The following is a 15,147-nucleotide window of genomic DNA, read 5'->3' on the forward strand; positions in this document are numbered from 1 at the left end:
TGCAAACAGGGTACAGCCCAAACACCCAATCAGGTACGCGTTGCCATGGCGCCGCGGTGACGCCCTCACACCAATGGTCCAGAGCGGTCAATGGGCCCTGCCACCGGGCACGCAGTGACTACGCTGGATAGATGGGGAACGATTTGCACAACGCTGCGACCGAGGCTTTGCAGCGCAGAATTGTCGCGTCGGTATCACCCGCGGCCTCAGCTTCGATCAAATCCGCAATCACGTTTGCCAACTGGTCGAACTCGGCCTCTTTCATTCCGCGGGTCGTTGCCGCGCTCACGCCCAGGCGCAATCCAACCCATTCTGGCGGTCGCGTGCTGTCATTGGGGATCGCGTTTTTGTTGGTCGTGATATTGGCCTTCTCCAGAACGAACTCGGCACGTTTGCCTGTGATACCCTTGGGGCTGAGATCCACGAGCACCAGATGCGTGTCAGTACCACCGGACACGATACGCAACCCCCGGGACTGCAAGGTTTCCGCGAGTTTGGCGGCGTTGGCTTTGACCTGCGCTCCGTAGTCCTTGAATTCATCCGTAAGCGCTTCGGCAAGGCAAACCGCTTTGGCCGCCAGAATCTGGCTGTGGATCGAACCCTGAACGCCGGGGAAAACCGCAGATTGCAGCGTTTTGAACCAATCCTCTTTGTTGGTGAGGATCAGCCCGCCACGAGGACCACGCAGTGTTTTTGTCGTGGTGCACGTCACAATGTCCGCATGCGGAAAAGGCGAAGGATGCACGCCCGCGGCGACCAGCCCGGCAATATGAGCCATGTCCACGTGAAAATGCGCGCCGACCTTCCTGGCGATTTGCCCCATGCGTTCGAAATCGATTTCGCGTGGATAGGCAGACCCACCCGCAATCAACAGCTTTGGCCGGGTTTCCTCGGCCAGTTTTTCCAGCGCATCGCAGTCAATGACCTCGGATTCGGCATCGACACCATAATGATGCGGTTCGAACCAGCGACCCGACAGGTTGGCCTTCAGGCCGTGACTCAGATGACCGCCGGCAGCCAGATCCAGCGACAAGACCCTGTCGCCAGGCTTGAGCAGCAGAAAGAAAACAGCAAGGTTTGCCTGGCTGCCGGAATGAGGCTGAACATTGGCATAGTCACACCCGAACAGTTCCCTGGCGCGGTCGATTGCCGCCTGCTCGACGACGTCGACAAACTGACCACCCCCGTGGAACCGGTTTCCCGGATACCCTTCAAGCGTCTTGTTGGTCATCTCATGCCCAAGAGCATCCAGTACCGCGCGGCTGACGATATTTTCGGACGCGATCAGCTCAATTTGGTTCTGCTGGCGCTTTTTATCGTTTGCAAGAGCTTCTGCGACGACGGGGTCGGTCATCCCGACTGGGTTTTCAAAGTGCCGCGACATCCGGGCTCCTCCGATGCGATTACGTTTTCTCCAAAATTCCAGAGTTCCACTGGCCGAAGCAAATCAGTATTGCTATTTATTTGCCGCAGAAAAACTAAGGCTTAAATGGATGTCACTTTCCCCTCGTCGCCCGAAAGGCCCACACCTCAACGCTTTACGAGCATTTGAAGCGGCGGCTCGGCTTGGAAGTTTTGCCGCTGCGGCAGACGAGCTATCCGTTACACCGGGCGCGATAACTCAGCACGTCAAGGCCCTTGAAGCCTGGGCTGGCACCCAACTTTTTGTCCGAAATGCCCGTGGGGTCGAGATGACGGCGCTTGCCGAAGAGCTTTTGCCCGGGTTCACCCAGGCGTTTGATCAATTGGGAATGGCCGTGCAGGAACTTCGAACCAAGGCCCTGCCGCGCAAGGTCAAGGTCGCCGCGTTGCCGTCGATCGCGCAATTGTGGCTGGCGCCCAGACTTGGAGCGCTCAGGCAAATTGCCCCGGATTTGTCCGTGTCTGTTGTGGCCCTTGAAACGCCGCCAAACCTTGCACGTGAACCATTTGACATGACTTTGTTCTTTTCCGGTGAACCGATCGGAATCAACGAAATCAAAATAGCCGAAGATGTGATTTTCCCGGTTTGCGCCCCCTCGGTCGCGGACAGATTGAAATCTGTTTCAGACCTGTCGCGGGAAACCATTCTTCATGACGGGGCATGGGCATATGATTGGGACAATTGGCTGAACAGCCAACCAGATGGCGCACGTGTACCGAAGACGGGAACCGTGCACTCGTTGTATTCCGTCGCGCTGGAAGAGGCGCGTCATGGCGGTGGCGTGTTGATGGCGCACGAAGTTCTGGTTCAGAACTTGCTGGACAATGGCGATCTGGTTCGCCCGTTTTCGGCCTCGTTGAAGCTTCCTCGCGCCATGGTGGCCAAATTCACACCCTCTTTCAGCAGATCCCCCGCCTTCAAAGAGTTCAGATCGTTTTTGCTGAACGCAAACTGAGGAGCGGTGCCCGCAAAACGGGGTGTTCGCGCCGATCAGGCCCGCCTTCTCCTGACAGTCTCGGCTGGCCAAATTCGGCGACGGATCCTTCGGGCAATACCATCAAATCCGTGAAGCTTCACATACTTAAGTCGTGGTCCGGCCTCGGACTGGAAGGTTGAGAAACGCGCCCCGACGATGCAAGCTGCTGTCAAGAACCATGGTTCGGGACGGAGGAAGAATGTCAGACGCGCGCCCCTCGGCGGAAACCGATCCTGGTCTCGCCGTACGCGACCTGAGCTTTCATTATGGCGCCAAGACGGCTTTGGATGCTGTCTCTTTTGACGTGTCGGCGGGGATGTTCTGCGGTCTGCTCGGTCCGAATGGGGCCGGTAAATCGACACTGGTGTCGCTGCTCACGCGATTGCTTGTGGCGCCGGACGGTGAAATCACGGTCGCGGGCCATGATCTGCGCCAATCCCCACGCAAGGCGCTGGCAAAGCTTGGCGTGGTCTTTCAGCAACCGACACTGGATCTGGGTTTGACGGTGCGCCAGAACATGGCCTATTTCGCAGCTCTGCATGGGTTGTCGCGATCCGAAGTCCCCGGCCGTATCGACGCGGCGCTGGATCGGCTGAACATGCGCGACCGCGCCGGGGAACGTGTGCGCGATCTCAATGGTGGTCATCGCCGCCGGATGGAACTGGCGCGTGCCCTGCTGCACGAACCTTCGGTGTTGCTGTTGGACGAACCGACCGTTGGGCTTGATGCCGCGGCTCGGCACGCGATAACCGACCATGTGCACGACCTGGCAGAACAGGGGCTGTGCGTCTTGTGGGCCACGCATCTGACAGATGAAATGCGCGACGACGACCAGCTGCTGGTTCTTCATCGCGGTCAGATTCTTGCCAGTGGGCAGGTGGGCCGCCTGCGGGGGGATCAAACGCTGTCTGATTGGTTCCTGTCCCGAACCGAGGTCCCGACATGAACGGATTCCTGGGAGTCGCCCGCGCCATCATCGGACGCGAGTTTCTGCGTTTCATCCATCAACGCGAACGATTTCTGGCAGCTCTGGTCCGGCCATTGGTTTGGCTTTTGATCTTCGCAGCAGGGTTTCGCGCGGCCCTCGGCCTGTCGATCATTCCCCCCTACCAGACCTATATCACTTACGAGACCTATATCGTCCCCGGCCTGTGCGCGATGGTTCTGTTGTTCAATGGGATGCAAAGCTCGCTCAGCCTTGTCTACGACCGCGAGATGGGCTCGATGCGCCTTCTGCTGACCAGCTCATTCCCGCGCTGGTGGCTGTTGTTCTGCCGTCTGCTGGGATCAACCGCGATATCCATCCTGCAAGTCTATACGTTTCTCGCATTGGCCGCTTTGTTCGGCATTGTACTGCCGTTACCCGGTTATGTCGCGGTTCTGCCGGGGCTGGTTCTGGGCGGTCTGATGCTGGGCGCGCTTGGGCTGGTGCTGTCCAGTTTCATCAAGCAGCTGGAAAATTTTGCCGGGGTGATGAACTTTGTCATCTTCCCGATGTTCTTCCTGTCCTCCGCCCTTTATCCGCTGTGGAAAATGGCCGAAAGCTCGCCATTGCTGCGTGATATCTGTGCGCTCAATCCTTTCACGCATGTGGTCGAGTTGATCCGGTTTTTGCTTTACTTGCAGATCAACTGGGGTGCCCTGCTGTGGGTTCTGGCGTCAACCGCAATACTGAGCGCGATCGCCGTTTGGGGGTATGATCCGGCCCGGGGCCTGATGAGGCGGAAATCATGACGGCCGCGCCACAAACCACAAAGCGGAGTCTGCTTCTGAAAACACGCTTGGGCCTTGGGGCCGTCGTGCTGGGATCAGGCACCCTGCTGGCGGCCGCAATCCTTTACTTCGGGATGCAGACCGTCGCCAGCCGCCTGGAAACGGCACTGGCATCGGAAACCCGCATGGCACGCTATGCTGCTCTGTCGACCCAGGCGGCCACATTTCTTGTGATCGCAACCGAGTCGATACAGACCGGCCAAACAGTCGAGTCTCGACTCGATCGCCTTTCGCCGATCCAAGACCAGATTGGGGCGACGTTTCTACAGCTTCGTTCCGATGTGGAAGATGCCGTTGCCGCGGTTCAATCCCTGGGGCTGGACGAACAATCGCGATACGGAACCCAATCCCTGGGTCTGGCCAGAATGGAAGCGCTGCTGGCCAGCACGCTGGAAGGGCTTGCCGACGCAGACGCCGATCAGGCCCAGCTGCGCGCCTATGTCGACTCGTTTGCGTCGGCGTTTGATCCTCTGCTCAGCCAGGCAGTGAATACCGAGGTTCTGTTTCGAAACTCCGTCATGGCGGGGATCGAACGGACCCGTTGGGTTCTGACCTGGGCGGCACTGGCACTGGCACTGTTCGCCTTGCTCAGCACGGCGTGGTTCTATTTTGGCCTGGTGCGACCGCAGTTCTCTCGTCTGGATCGGCTGCGCAACGCGGCGGTTCAGGTCGGCCGATCCGAATTCGCAATTTCGCTGCCTCAAACCCGCAATGATGAGATCGGCCAGTTATATGGCGAGACCAACCGCATGGCCGCTGCATTGAGAAAACGCCAGGCCGAGGTTGACGCAGAATGGGCCCGGTTGAACGAGACCATTGCCCAGCGAACCCGCGAACTGAGCGCTGCAAATGAATCCCTGTCCAAGATCGACGAAAACCGGCGCCGCTTTTTTGCTGATGTCAGTCACGAACTGCGCACACCACTGACGGTCATCATGATGGAAGCTCAGATTGGCCAGAGGGATATTCAGACCGCGCCAGAGGCGTTGGCAACAATCGAAAGCAGCGCGGCAAAACTAAACCAGAGAATCGATGATTTGCTGCGCGTCGCCCGTTCCGAAACCGGTGAGCTGGCTCTGGAACCAACCAACGTTGCACTATGCGATCTGATGCAAACAGTCGTGAGCGACATTCAACCTGAAATCGACGGCGCCGACATGCAGCTTGAAACAGGCGACTTCCCGGAGTGTTCGTTGCACTGTGACCTGAACTGGATTCGTCAGGTCCTGCTCAGTCTGATACGCAACGCGATCCGGCATGCGCGGGACGGAAGGGCATTGTTGCTGTCCGGCCAATCGGTTGACGGGGACGTTCAAATACAGCTGACCGATAACGGCCCCGGAATTCCCGATGGCGCCCAAAACCGGATCTTCGAGCGGTTTGTTCAGGGAGGGGCAGCAAACAGTCAGGGCTTCGGTGTCGGGCTGGCACTGGCCAGGTGGGTCGTCGAGGCCCATGAAGGAACCATTTCGGTGGCAAGCCCGGTTCCGCGTGAAAACGCCCTGGGATCAAATGCCGGTACAAATGTCTGCATTCGACTACCGCTGGCGGAGGCATAGAAAAATGGTCTCCAGACTGCTGATCATAGATGACGACCCCAGAATCACGTCGGCCCTTGTCCGGGGCCTGTCGCTGCATGGCTACTCAGCCGAGGCTGAAAACCGCGCCGACCAAGGGTTGGAGCGGTTGAAAAGCGGTGTATTCTCGGGCGCGATTGTCGATGTCATGCTGGGAACCGACAGTGGCATCGAACTGGTCCGGGCCGCGCGTCTTGCCGGGGTCGGAATCCCCATATTGATGTTGTCTGCCCTATCCGATGTCGATCATCGTGCCGCCGGGCTTGAAGCCGGGGCCGATGATTACGTCGTCAAGCCGTTCAGCTTTGATGAGCTTGTCGCCCGGTTGCAAGTACAGGAACAACGCGTGCTCTCTCAGCGCCCGGACCCCGCGCGCCTGTCGTCGCGGGACAGAACGCTTTCGATCCGCGAGACACGCATTGCGCTCACCGAACGTGAATTCGAACTGCTCACGCTGCTCAACAGTAAGGCCGGATCGCCAATATCCCGAGGAGAACTGTTTGACACGCTCTGGTCACAGGACGGGTCCAGTAACGAAAACGTGGTGGACGTCTACATCGGATATCTGAGGAAGAAATTGGGGTCGGATGATTTTGGGTTTGAAATCAAAACCATACGCAACCAGGGGTTTTGCATTCAGGGGGTCGCCCCTTTGTCGGATGACACCTGAGTACCGACCAAAGTCTAAATCCTTCTTATGAATTAAGAGTCGCACGGGCGCATGAGACCTGCCACATTGATCACAAGCACATCCTAGGAGGAGGACCCTGATATGGCTTGGAACAGACCTGTTATTCGCGAAATCGAATGCGGCATGGAAATCAACATGTACGGCCCCGATCACGATGATGAGCGCGGTGGCGGCCTGATCTGATCAGCCGCAGGCGCCAACAATAGATGACGTTGCGCGCGATAATACTTGGGGCCGCTGCTGGTGGCGGCCTTCCGCAATGGAATTGCGGATGTGAGAACTGCAATCTGGCCCGAAGCGGACATATTCCGGCGCAGACGCAATCATCACTCGCGGTCTCACCCGATGGTCAGAACTGGGCCATCCTGAACGCGTCTCCGGATATTCGAACGCAGCTTGGCAATACGCCTGTCCTGTATCCGACCGGGTTGCGAGCGGTGCCGATTCAATCGGTGCTGGTGACAAATGGTGACATCGACCATGTGGCTGGCTTGCTGACGCTGCGCGAGATGCAGCCATTCACGCTGTTTGCAACCCAAAGCATTCAGGACGTCATCGCGCAGAACCCGATTTTCGACGCCTTGAACGCCTCGGTCGTCACACGCGCGCCGATCTCGTTGAATCAGGCGTTCGATCTGGTTCCCGGCTTGCAGGCAACCTTGTTTCCGGTGCCCGGCAAAGTGCCTCTGTATCTAGAAGGGGAACATGTCAAAACCGAATTGGTTGGCGAACAAACCGTCGGGGTGGCGCTGAGCGCGCAGGGGAAGACGGCATATTACATACCGGGCTGTGCCGCGTTGACACCCGAGCTGCGCGCCCGACTTGACGAGGCCGATCTATTGTTTTTCGACGGCACGCTTTGGCACGACACGGAAATGGTGCAGGCCGGGCTGGGTCAGAAAACGGGCAAGCGCATGGGCCATATGTCGATGGACGGCCCCGATGGATCGATCGCTGGTTTCGCCGATATGAAAATCGGGCGGAAAGTGTTCATCCACATGAACAACACCAATCCGGTTCTGCGCCCCGACAGCGCCGAGAACGCCCAGGCACGGGCGAAAGGCTGGACGATAGGCCAGGATGGCATGGAGATAACGCTATGACCCAAAGCCGCAAAGAGTTCGAGGCCCGACTTCGTCAGATCGGAGCCGAGCGTTACCACGACCTTCATCCGTTTCATCATCGCCTGCACGGTGGTCAATGCACACCGGTCGAAGTGCGGGCCTGGGTGATCAACCGCTACTATTATCAGCATTCCATCCCGATGAAGGACGCCGCCTTCATGTCGCGTGTAGAAGATCCTGCGCTGCGCCGAGCCTGGCGGTCGCGGATCGAAGATCATGACGGCACGGAAGACAACGAAGGTGGTATCCGGCGCTGGTTGCGACTGGCCGAAGCAGTCGGTCTGGATCCGGACTATGTCGCCTCATGCGACGGCGTATTGCCTGCCACCAGGTTTGCGGTGGATGCTTACGTGCGATACGTCCGCGAAAAGTCGTTGCTGGAAGCGGTTGCGGCCTCACTCACGGAACTGTTTGCTCCCAAGATTCATGCCAACAGGATCGAAGGCCTGCTTCGGCATTACGATTTTGCGGATGACAGCTCACTTGCCTATTTCCGCAACCGCCTGAAAGAAGCCCCCAAGGATGTGGCCTTTGGTCTGGCATGGGTTCTGGATCATGCCGACACCGCAGAAAAACAGGACGCGGCAGCCAAGGCACTGATATTCAAGACCGATGTTCTCTGGTCGCAGCTGGATGCCCTGTGGGGCGCCTATGTCGAACCTGCCCGAATTCCTCCGGGGGCATGGAAGCCGGACACCGGTTTACGGATGCGGCAGGCGTCGTGATGTTGGCGCAGGAGGTCCCCTTGCTGCCGCGTGGTGTCCGCATCCACTTCGATTCCGTGCGGGAACAATGGGTTCTGCTGGCACCTGAACGGGCCGTGACGTTGGATCAGATCGGACATGCAATTCTGAGCGAAGTAGACGGCCAACGCAGCTTTGGTCAGATCACCGCAAGACTGTCCAGGAAATACAACGCCCCGGAAGAACAGATTGTCGAAGACAGCTCGGGGTTTCTGGATGCCCTTCGGGTGCGTCGCTTTCTGGATGTCATCTGATGCAGGTAAAACCCCCTCCCCCCATTGCCATGCTGGCCGAGCTGACGCACCGATGTCCGTTGTCCTGCCCCTATTGCTCCAACCCAGTCGAAATGGCCAAACTCGACAATGAAATGGATACCGAAACCTGGGCACGTATTTTCAGAGAAGCGACGGCGCTTGGTGTCTTGCAATTGCATCTGTCCGGTGGCGAACCCGCATCCCGCCGCGATCTGGTTGCGCTGGTCAATGCCGCGCGTGAGGCCGGGTTGTATACTAACCTGATCACGTCGGCGATCGGCCTGTCCGAGCGACGCCTGCATGAGCTGGACGAAGTCGGCCTGGACCATATCCAGCTTTCTCTTCAAGGCACCGACGCCGCGATGGCGGACAAGGTAGGCGGCTATCGGGGCGGGTTTGACCGCAAGACGAAAACGGTCGAATGGATCAAGAAGATCGGGTTTCCGCTGACCCTGAACTTCGTGCTGCACCGTCGCAATGCCCACCAACTGCCGCGGGCGCTGGAACTGGCACAGGAGATGGGTGCTCGGCGGATCGAAGTTGCAACGGTGCAGTTCCACGGCTGGGCCTTGCGGAACAGGGATGCCTTGATGCCGACGCGGGAACAGGCGCAACAGGTGACGCGACAGGTGGCCGAGGCCAGGAAAGACCTCAAGGGGCAACTGGTCATCGATTATGTTCCGGCGGACTATCACGACGACTACCCCAAGCGATGCATGGGCGGTTGGGGGACAACCGGGCTGAACGTGGCGCCAGACGGTCAGGTTCTGCCTTGCCACGCGGCCCAGTCCATCCCGCATCTGACATTTGACCGGGTACAGGACAAACCGCTTGCGGATATCTGGTTCCATGGCAGCGCGTTCAATGCCTATCGCGGCACGGATTGGATGTCGGACCCGTGCAAAACCTGCGAACGCAAAACCATTGATTTTGGTGGCTGCCGCTGTCAGGCCATGGCCGTTATCGGAGACGCAGCCGCCACCGATCCGGTTTGCATCAAATCACCCCACCATCAGACCCTGCAAAACCAGGCAAACGAACATGCCGCCAAATCGGATGCACCCTTTATATATCGTACCGCACCCGGTGCCGCGAGAGAGCCCGCAGAATGACCCTAACCAAGAACCGCACCGCCAGGTCCGGGTACCAGATTCAGGATCCGGTCGGAAAGCCGCTGTGCTTCCGGTTTGGAATGCGTCACGAACAGGGTCGCCGGGCGATGCCGCGTGATGAGGTCCTCGGTCAGCGTCAGCATCGTCTCGGCCGTTTCGGAATCCAGTGATACAAAAGGCTCGTCCATAATCAGAAATTCAGGCTGCCCGGCAAAGGCGCGCGCCAGAGAAAGCCGGCGCTGCTGACCCAATGACAATTGACCGGGAAACAAATCCCCCTTTCCGTCTAGGCCGACGTCTGAAAGCGCGGCGTCAATGTCAGCCTGCGACAGGTCACCATGGATCAGGGCGAGATTATCGAAAGCCGAACGCCATGGCAGCAAAGTGGGTTCCTGAAACACAATGGCAAGCCGATCCGGCCGCACGATCTGGCCTTCGAAATCCGGGTCAATGCCTGCCACCAATCGCAGCAACGTCGTCTTTCCGATGCCCGATGGTCCGGTCAGCGCGACCGTTTCCCCGGCGGCGATGTCAAATGCAATGGGGCCCAGAACGGCGTGGTGTTCAAAGCGCTTCTTTCGGATGTCAATTTGGATCATGCAGTTCTCCACCGTCGAGCGCTACGCTCCAAAGGTTGAAGAACCAGCCATTCGACAACCAGCATGACGGCAATGAACGAGAACGCGTAGACCAGCACCATTGCCACATCAAACAGCTGAAAATACAAGTGGATTTGAAACCCGACACCGGATGAACGCCCAAGAAACTCGACCACGAGCACGATCTTCCAGATCAGGGAAAGCCCGGACCGTGCGGCGGCTGCAATAAACGGGGCAAGCTGCGGCAGGATCACATGGCGCTGTCGCCTTTGCCACGGCATCCGGTAGACCCGTGCCAACGCATCCAGATCCGGGCTCAGCGCCCGGCCGCCCTCTCGGAGGATCGTCGCGACATTGGGAATTTTGTTCAGCGTAACCGCCGTGATCGCCGCAGCCTCGGTCAATCCGATCCAGAGGTAGCACAGCACGATCAGAACCAGCGCGGGCAGGTTCAGGAAGACAACCAGCCATGGATCGAGCCAGCGGTTCAGCGCATCCGACCGCCCCATGGCCAGGCCAATGATCGTTCCCAATGTCATTGCCAGCACGAACGCCCAGATCACGCGTGACAGGGTCGCGCCAAGGCTGCGCAGCAACTCTCCTGATGCAAGCTCGTGATGAAACCGGGGGATCAGGTCCCAGGGTTGCGGCAGTATCTGAGGGTCTGCGGTCAGCGACGCCGCAACAATCCACAACGCCACAAGGCCTGCGATAGACAAAAGCGGCGTGAGGCGCGCGTTTTGCATCTGATCCTATTCCACGTCAGCAAAAAGACCCTGTGGCACAGTCGTCGCAGCGCCCACCAGTTCAGCCCCGCCCAATTCGGCCATAAGTTCCAGCATCTTGTTGGTCGCGACCGCATCAACCGGGCGGCGATCGGGAATACCGGCGATCCAATCGAACTTGAGTTGTTCAAACTGTGCATCGGACGAGACGTTCATGCGCGGTCTGATCGCCTCCCATGCTTCGGGCGAATTGGCCAGCAGGTCCTTGGCGTCGCGGCTGGCGGCAAACAGGTTTTGGGCAAGGTCGGGGTGTTCGTTCAGAAAACTCTCTTTCAGGTAATAGCCCAGCAAGGGCGTATTGGTGTCGAGACCCAAGGCCTGCCCTGCTTCCTCAACCGAGATCAGCTCTTTCATGCCGGACGCTTTCATCTTGGCCAGGAAATGCCAGAAATTGATCGCCCCGGCATAATCGCCGTTCAAAGCAGATTTGAAGATCAGAGGCGGCGCACCGAACACCTGTTCGGTGTCGGCTTTCAAGTCCATCCCGTATTCCTTTGCTGCATATGCGCGCAAAATCAGCCAGGATTTATCCAGCGGACCACCCGCGATGCCGATCTTGCCGCCCGCCAGGTCCTTCAAACTGGTTGCCGGGCTGTCAGCGGGCACAACCACGCCGCCCACGGCTTTGGAATAAGGGATGAACACATAGTCCTTGCCGGCAGCCCTTTGACGAGCAACCCAAATCCAGTCGGCAACCGCCAGATCAGCCTCATCCCCCTCAACCGCGATACGCGTTGCGCCATTGTCGGCAAAAGGTTGAACATCAAGGACAAAGCCATGTTTCTGATCCAGGCCGTTCCGGCGAATGGTCTCAAGTTCCCAATTGACCGTTCCGATCTTGAGTACGGCCGCGCGAATGGTCGGCAGGGTCTCGGCGGCCAAAGCCCCCGAACTGAAAGCAAATGCAAGGCACGCGGCAAGAAGTTTGAACATGACCCGATCCCGTTTACTCGCTATTCCGCCTTTCGGCTGACTTCATTCAAGTCTTTGTCCAGTTTGATATCGAACTGGTTGCCGCCCTTGCAGATGACATCGTCCAGATCATAACCATCATCTTCAATTTCGATATCATCCGGGTCCATCTGGCACTCGACAGAGGCAAGATAGGCCTCGATCTTTGCCACCGTTTCCGCGTCAATGTCGTCGGCGAAAGCCGGGGCCGCCAGAAGCCCGGCGGTTATCAACATTGCAAATCTTTTCATGACGTTATCTCTCCTCTATTGAATACTCACCGTAATGCGTTGCGTGTCACCGGTGGAACCGGGGATGCGAATTTCATGACTGCCGGGTTTGATTGCGATAAACGACAATTCGGCGACGCCGGCCTTGTCAAACTCGATGCTGTCCACCGCCATCGGACGGATCTCGATCTTGTTGATCACGATTTCATTCATCCAGATCGCGCGAAAGAAAGACGGCCCTTCGATGGCCAGTTCCGCCGAACCGTCAGCGGTGATCTCAAGCTTGTAATACGCGCCGGATTGCAGAACCACGTCGTCACCCAGCGGTTGCCCCGAAGCAAGCGTCAGCTTGATGGTTTCCCCGCGGTTGCATTTCGCCAGAAGCCCGGCAAATCCCAGATCATCGCAAAGAGGTGCCGCCGATATCGGCCCACCCAGCGCCGCGACCATCGCTGCGATCACAAGTTTCTTCATTTCTGTCCCTCCCAGAACTTCAGTCAATGGTCACCACACCCCAGGGCTGTTGCCCGACCTGCACCGATTTGATCGCCTTTTCAGAGGCGACATCGATGATGGTGATGTCGTTTGAATTGCCATTCGTGGTCAGCAGGTATTTTTCGTCCGGCGTGAAATCCAACTGCCAGACCCGCTGCCCCACCAGGATATAGTCCAGCACTTCAAGACTTTGCGCGTCAACCACGGCAACCCGGTTTGCGGGCCCCAAAGCAACGAACAGGCGTTTGCCATCCGATGTCACCTTGGCACCGACCGGCTGCAACCATTCCGGCTGCACGCCCGCCACTTCGAAGCTGATCTTGCCGACAACCGTCGGCGCCCCGTCTTCTGCAATGTCCATGACCGTGACGGTTCCACCGATTTCCGATGTCACGAACAGGCGCTTTCCATCCGCTGTGTACTGGGCATAGCGCGGGCGCTGGTCGACCAGGACATTATGCTTGATGGAATAATCCTCGGTGGAAATGAAATGCGCCATGTTGGTGGTCTCGGACGTGTTGACCACGAACTTGGCGTCGGGGCTGATCCCCATGCCCTCGGGCTCGACACCGACCGGAACCTCGGCCAGAATGGTGCGGGTTTCAGTGTCGGTGACCGTCACCAGATTGTCGTCCTCATTGGCAATATAGAGCCGCTTGCCCGAGGGTTCGAGAATGAAAAGCTCGGGGTCCGGACCAGAGGGCAAACTGGGAAGTTCCTCATAGGTCTCGGTATCAAATACCCGGATGATATTGTCATCCGAGGCACAGACATACAGCGTGCCGCCATCCGGGCTGACGGTGATCCCGCGCGGTCGGTTGCCACCCGGAAATTCGGTGATCACCTCCCAGGTTTCGGTATCAACCACGGTAATCGTATTGCCCCGCTCGTTCGAGACAAAAGCCTTGCTCGCAAACACGGGACCCGCGGTCAGCGCAGCACAGGCAACGGTCAACAACAGTCGTTTCATCAATACCTCCGGTTACTCAAATGCGCGACAGCTGGATTCCGCACGATCCAAACCCATCGTATCGAGCGGTGAGACCTGATGCAGAAACCCCTCTTGCGGACTGACGCTGACAGTGATCGACCCGTCATACAGAAGGATCGGCTGACGCAACTGCCCGTTCCAATCGCGGAATGTCACTTTCTGTCCTTTGAATGCGGCAAGTTCGAACTCGTCCGACAGAGCATAATCCCGAACACCTTCGGCCTCTGCCGTACTGGCACGGGTCACGGCCTCGCCGATCACGCGCAGTGCAAGCCAGGTGTTGTAGTCTTCGGGGCGGACATAGCGACCTGTCAGATCCTCGAAACGGGTCTGGAACTGGGTCGCGCCCCATGCCTCGTGCGCGCCGTGAAACGTCGTTGGGCGCAAGCCGCCTGACCCCATCACGGGGCGCGGGGTCCAAAGGTGATAGGACAGATAGCGCGCGAAATAATCGGTTTCGTCCGCGGCAATCACAACATCATGGTCTCGCGCATCCTGCGTGTCCAATGGCAATTGGCGCTGAACAAGAACATGACCGGAATCCGTTCTACGAGATCCCCCGGTATCCGCAAAGGTTCGATCTTCTGCAATCTTCGCGCCGAACTTGTTGGCTGCGCGGCGATACGCGTCTGCAAGCTGGACATCCTCGGGGTTGGATCCCGCCAACAGGAACCAGTCGCCCCATTTCTTCCAGACGGCAAACTGTGCAACCGCATCGGCCTTCATGGCGCGGGACGGCGCGATATGAAGCAGGTTGCCCCGGCAGTTTGCGTCGCGAAGATCGACATCAGGTGCAGACACGTTGAAAACAAGCGCCCCGGACTCTGCCGCCTTGTCCGTCAGGCGCAACATGTCAGGCGCCTTGGCCAAAAGGACGATCAGGCGCACGCCTCCGGCAAGGATCCGGTCCATTGCGGCGTCAGCCTCTTCCGGCGGAACGGCCATCGTGATGGTTTCATAGGTATGTCCCAGAAATCCGCCCGTGGTTCCGTTATCCTCATCCCCAAGCGCGGCACCGGCAAACCCCAGGTCGTCCGGTTTCAGATCATAACGCGAGATCGGCAGAAGCGACGGATAGTCGATCCGCAGCACCGCAGCCTTTACATCCAGCGCCGCCGCGGTCATCGCGGATGCACACCAAAGAAGCGCCGCAAGCAGCGGCAGCAGACGAATATTCAAGATGTCCTCCCGTTGCTTGAAAGTCAAAGTTCAGGTTGAAACATCCGGGGCATAGCGCCCCGAAAAACGGAACCGATACTTTTGGCCGTGTTGTAAAACAAAGCCTATCAGCTTCATCATTGAGCTCGATTCTTATTTTATAAGAATGCGCGTATACGGTTGATCTTGCTGCGGTTTCCCGCGACACCTGTCGATTTTTCAGGGGGTGTTGCGGGTGACCGGCGAGGTGCGCTCGCACGTCAGG

At 58.2% G+C, this 15,147-nt stretch carries 18 protein-coding genes; 10 read left to right on the forward strand and 8 right to left on the reverse strand.

Features of this window, described 5'->3' with window-relative positions; all coding sequences use genetic code 11:
• Positions 1-118 precede the first annotated feature (118 nt).
• Positions 119-1,354 (reverse strand): serine hydroxymethyltransferase, encoded by a 1,236-nt coding sequence (gene glyA / locus GOW60_RS10900; RefSeq protein ID WP_254443908.1) that lies wholly within the window; start codon positions 1,352-1,354, stop codon positions 119-121.
• 139 nt (positions 1,355-1,493) lie between these two features.
• Here glyA and GOW60_RS10905 point away from each other — a divergent pair, with 139 nt between their 5' ends.
• The 10 genes from GOW60_RS10905 to pqqE all read left to right on the forward strand — a co-directional run bounded on the left by GOW60_RS10905 (position 1,494) and on the right by pqqE (position 9,673).
• Positions 1,494-2,378 (forward strand): LysR family transcriptional regulator, encoded by an 885-nt coding sequence (locus GOW60_RS10905; RefSeq protein WP_171229279.1) that lies wholly within the window; start codon positions 1,494-1,496, stop codon positions 2,376-2,378.
• A gap of 220 nt (positions 2,379-2,598) precedes the next feature.
• On the forward strand, positions 2,599-3,345 hold the full coding sequence (locus GOW60_RS10910; protein WP_171229280.1) for an ABC transporter ATP-binding protein: 747 nt from the start codon (positions 2,599-2,601) through the stop codon (positions 3,343-3,345).
• Positions 3,342-4,133: an ABC transporter permease gene (locus tag GOW60_RS10915; RefSeq protein WP_171229281.1), complete on the forward strand. Its 792-nt coding sequence runs from the start codon at positions 3,342-3,344 to the stop codon at positions 4,131-4,133. Before GOW60_RS10910 ends, GOW60_RS10915 begins: the two co-directional genes overlap by 4 nt.
• Complete coding sequence (locus GOW60_RS10920; RefSeq protein WP_171229282.1) at positions 4,130-5,731, forward strand: HAMP domain-containing sensor histidine kinase; 1,602 nt, start codon at positions 4,130-4,132, stop codon at positions 5,729-5,731. The genes GOW60_RS10915 and GOW60_RS10920 overlap by 4 nt, the downstream gene beginning before the upstream one ends.
• 4 nt (positions 5,732-5,735) lie before the next feature.
• Positions 5,736-6,419 carry a response regulator transcription factor gene (locus GOW60_RS10925; protein WP_171229283.1) on the forward strand — a complete coding sequence of 228 codons (684 nt, stop codon included), beginning with the start codon at positions 5,736-5,738 and terminating at the stop codon, positions 6,417-6,419.
• A 102-nt stretch (positions 6,420-6,521) separates the two neighbouring features.
• Entirely contained in the window at positions 6,522-6,623 is a 102-nt protein-coding gene (gene pqqA / locus GOW60_RS10930) for a pyrroloquinoline quinone precursor peptide PqqA (RefSeq protein WP_117873022.1), read from the forward strand.
• 23 nt (positions 6,624-6,646) lie between these two features.
• A complete protein-coding gene (pqqB, locus tag GOW60_RS10935; RefSeq protein ID WP_171229284.1) occupies positions 6,647-7,543 on the forward strand; it encodes a pyrroloquinoline quinone biosynthesis protein PqqB in 897 nt (298 codons plus the stop codon).
• Positions 7,540-8,289, forward strand: coding sequence for a pyrroloquinoline-quinone synthase PqqC (gene pqqC, locus GOW60_RS10940; RefSeq protein WP_171229285.1), 750 nt, complete (start codon positions 7,540-7,542; stop codon positions 8,287-8,289). Before pqqB ends, pqqC begins: the two co-directional genes overlap by 4 nt.
• A complete protein-coding gene (pqqD, locus tag GOW60_RS10945; RefSeq protein WP_253283556.1) occupies positions 8,247-8,561 on the forward strand; it encodes a pyrroloquinoline quinone biosynthesis peptide chaperone PqqD in 315 nt (104 codons plus the stop codon). Before pqqC ends, pqqD begins: the two co-directional genes overlap by 43 nt.
• Positions 8,561-9,673 carry a pyrroloquinoline quinone biosynthesis protein PqqE gene (pqqE, locus tag GOW60_RS10950; protein WP_171229286.1) on the forward strand — a complete coding sequence of 371 codons (1,113 nt, stop codon included), beginning with the start codon at positions 8,561-8,563 and terminating at the stop codon, positions 9,671-9,673. The genes pqqD and pqqE overlap by 1 nt, the downstream gene beginning before the upstream one ends.
• Before the next feature lie 2 nt (positions 9,674-9,675).
• Here pqqE and GOW60_RS10955 read toward each other — a convergent pair whose 3' ends face one another.
• Genes GOW60_RS10955 through GOW60_RS10985 form a run of 7 tightly spaced genes read right to left on the reverse strand, consistent with a single transcriptional unit; the run spans position 9,676 to position 14,849 of the window.
• Entirely contained in the window at positions 9,676-10,272 is a 597-nt protein-coding gene (locus GOW60_RS10955; RefSeq protein WP_171229287.1) for an ABC transporter ATP-binding protein, read from the reverse strand.
• Positions 10,269-11,018 (reverse strand): ABC transporter permease, encoded by a 750-nt coding sequence (locus GOW60_RS10960; protein WP_171229288.1) that lies wholly within the window; start codon positions 11,016-11,018, stop codon positions 10,269-10,271. The genes GOW60_RS10955 and GOW60_RS10960 overlap by 4 nt, the downstream gene beginning before the upstream one ends.
• Before the next feature lie 6 nt (positions 11,019-11,024).
• Complete coding sequence (locus tag GOW60_RS10965; protein ID WP_171229289.1) at positions 11,025-11,990, reverse strand: ABC transporter substrate-binding protein; 966 nt, start codon at positions 11,988-11,990, stop codon at positions 11,025-11,027.
• Positions 11,991-12,010: 20 nt separating this feature from the next.
• Entirely contained in the window at positions 12,011-12,259 is a 249-nt protein-coding gene (locus GOW60_RS10970) for a PepSY domain-containing protein (RefSeq protein WP_171229290.1), read from the reverse strand.
• A gap of 15 nt (positions 12,260-12,274) precedes the next feature.
• On the reverse strand, positions 12,275-12,712 hold the full coding sequence (locus GOW60_RS10975; RefSeq protein WP_171229291.1) for a hypothetical protein: 438 nt from the start codon (positions 12,710-12,712) through the stop codon (positions 12,275-12,277).
• A 19-nt stretch (positions 12,713-12,731) separates the two neighbouring features.
• On the reverse strand, positions 12,732-13,703 hold the full coding sequence (locus tag GOW60_RS10980; protein ID WP_171229292.1) for a YVTN family beta-propeller repeat protein: 972 nt from the start codon (positions 13,701-13,703) through the stop codon (positions 12,732-12,734).
• 12 nt (positions 13,704-13,715) lie between these two features.
• Complete coding sequence (locus GOW60_RS10985) at positions 13,716-14,849, reverse strand: ABC transporter substrate-binding protein (RefSeq protein ID WP_171229478.1); 1,134 nt, start codon at positions 14,847-14,849, stop codon at positions 13,716-13,718.
• Between the last annotated feature and the right edge of the window lie 298 nt (positions 14,850-15,147).

This window comes from Ruegeria sp. HKCCA4008 (assembly GCF_013033125.1).
GTDB lineage: Bacteria > Pseudomonadota > Alphaproteobacteria > Rhodobacterales > Rhodobacteraceae > Ruegeria.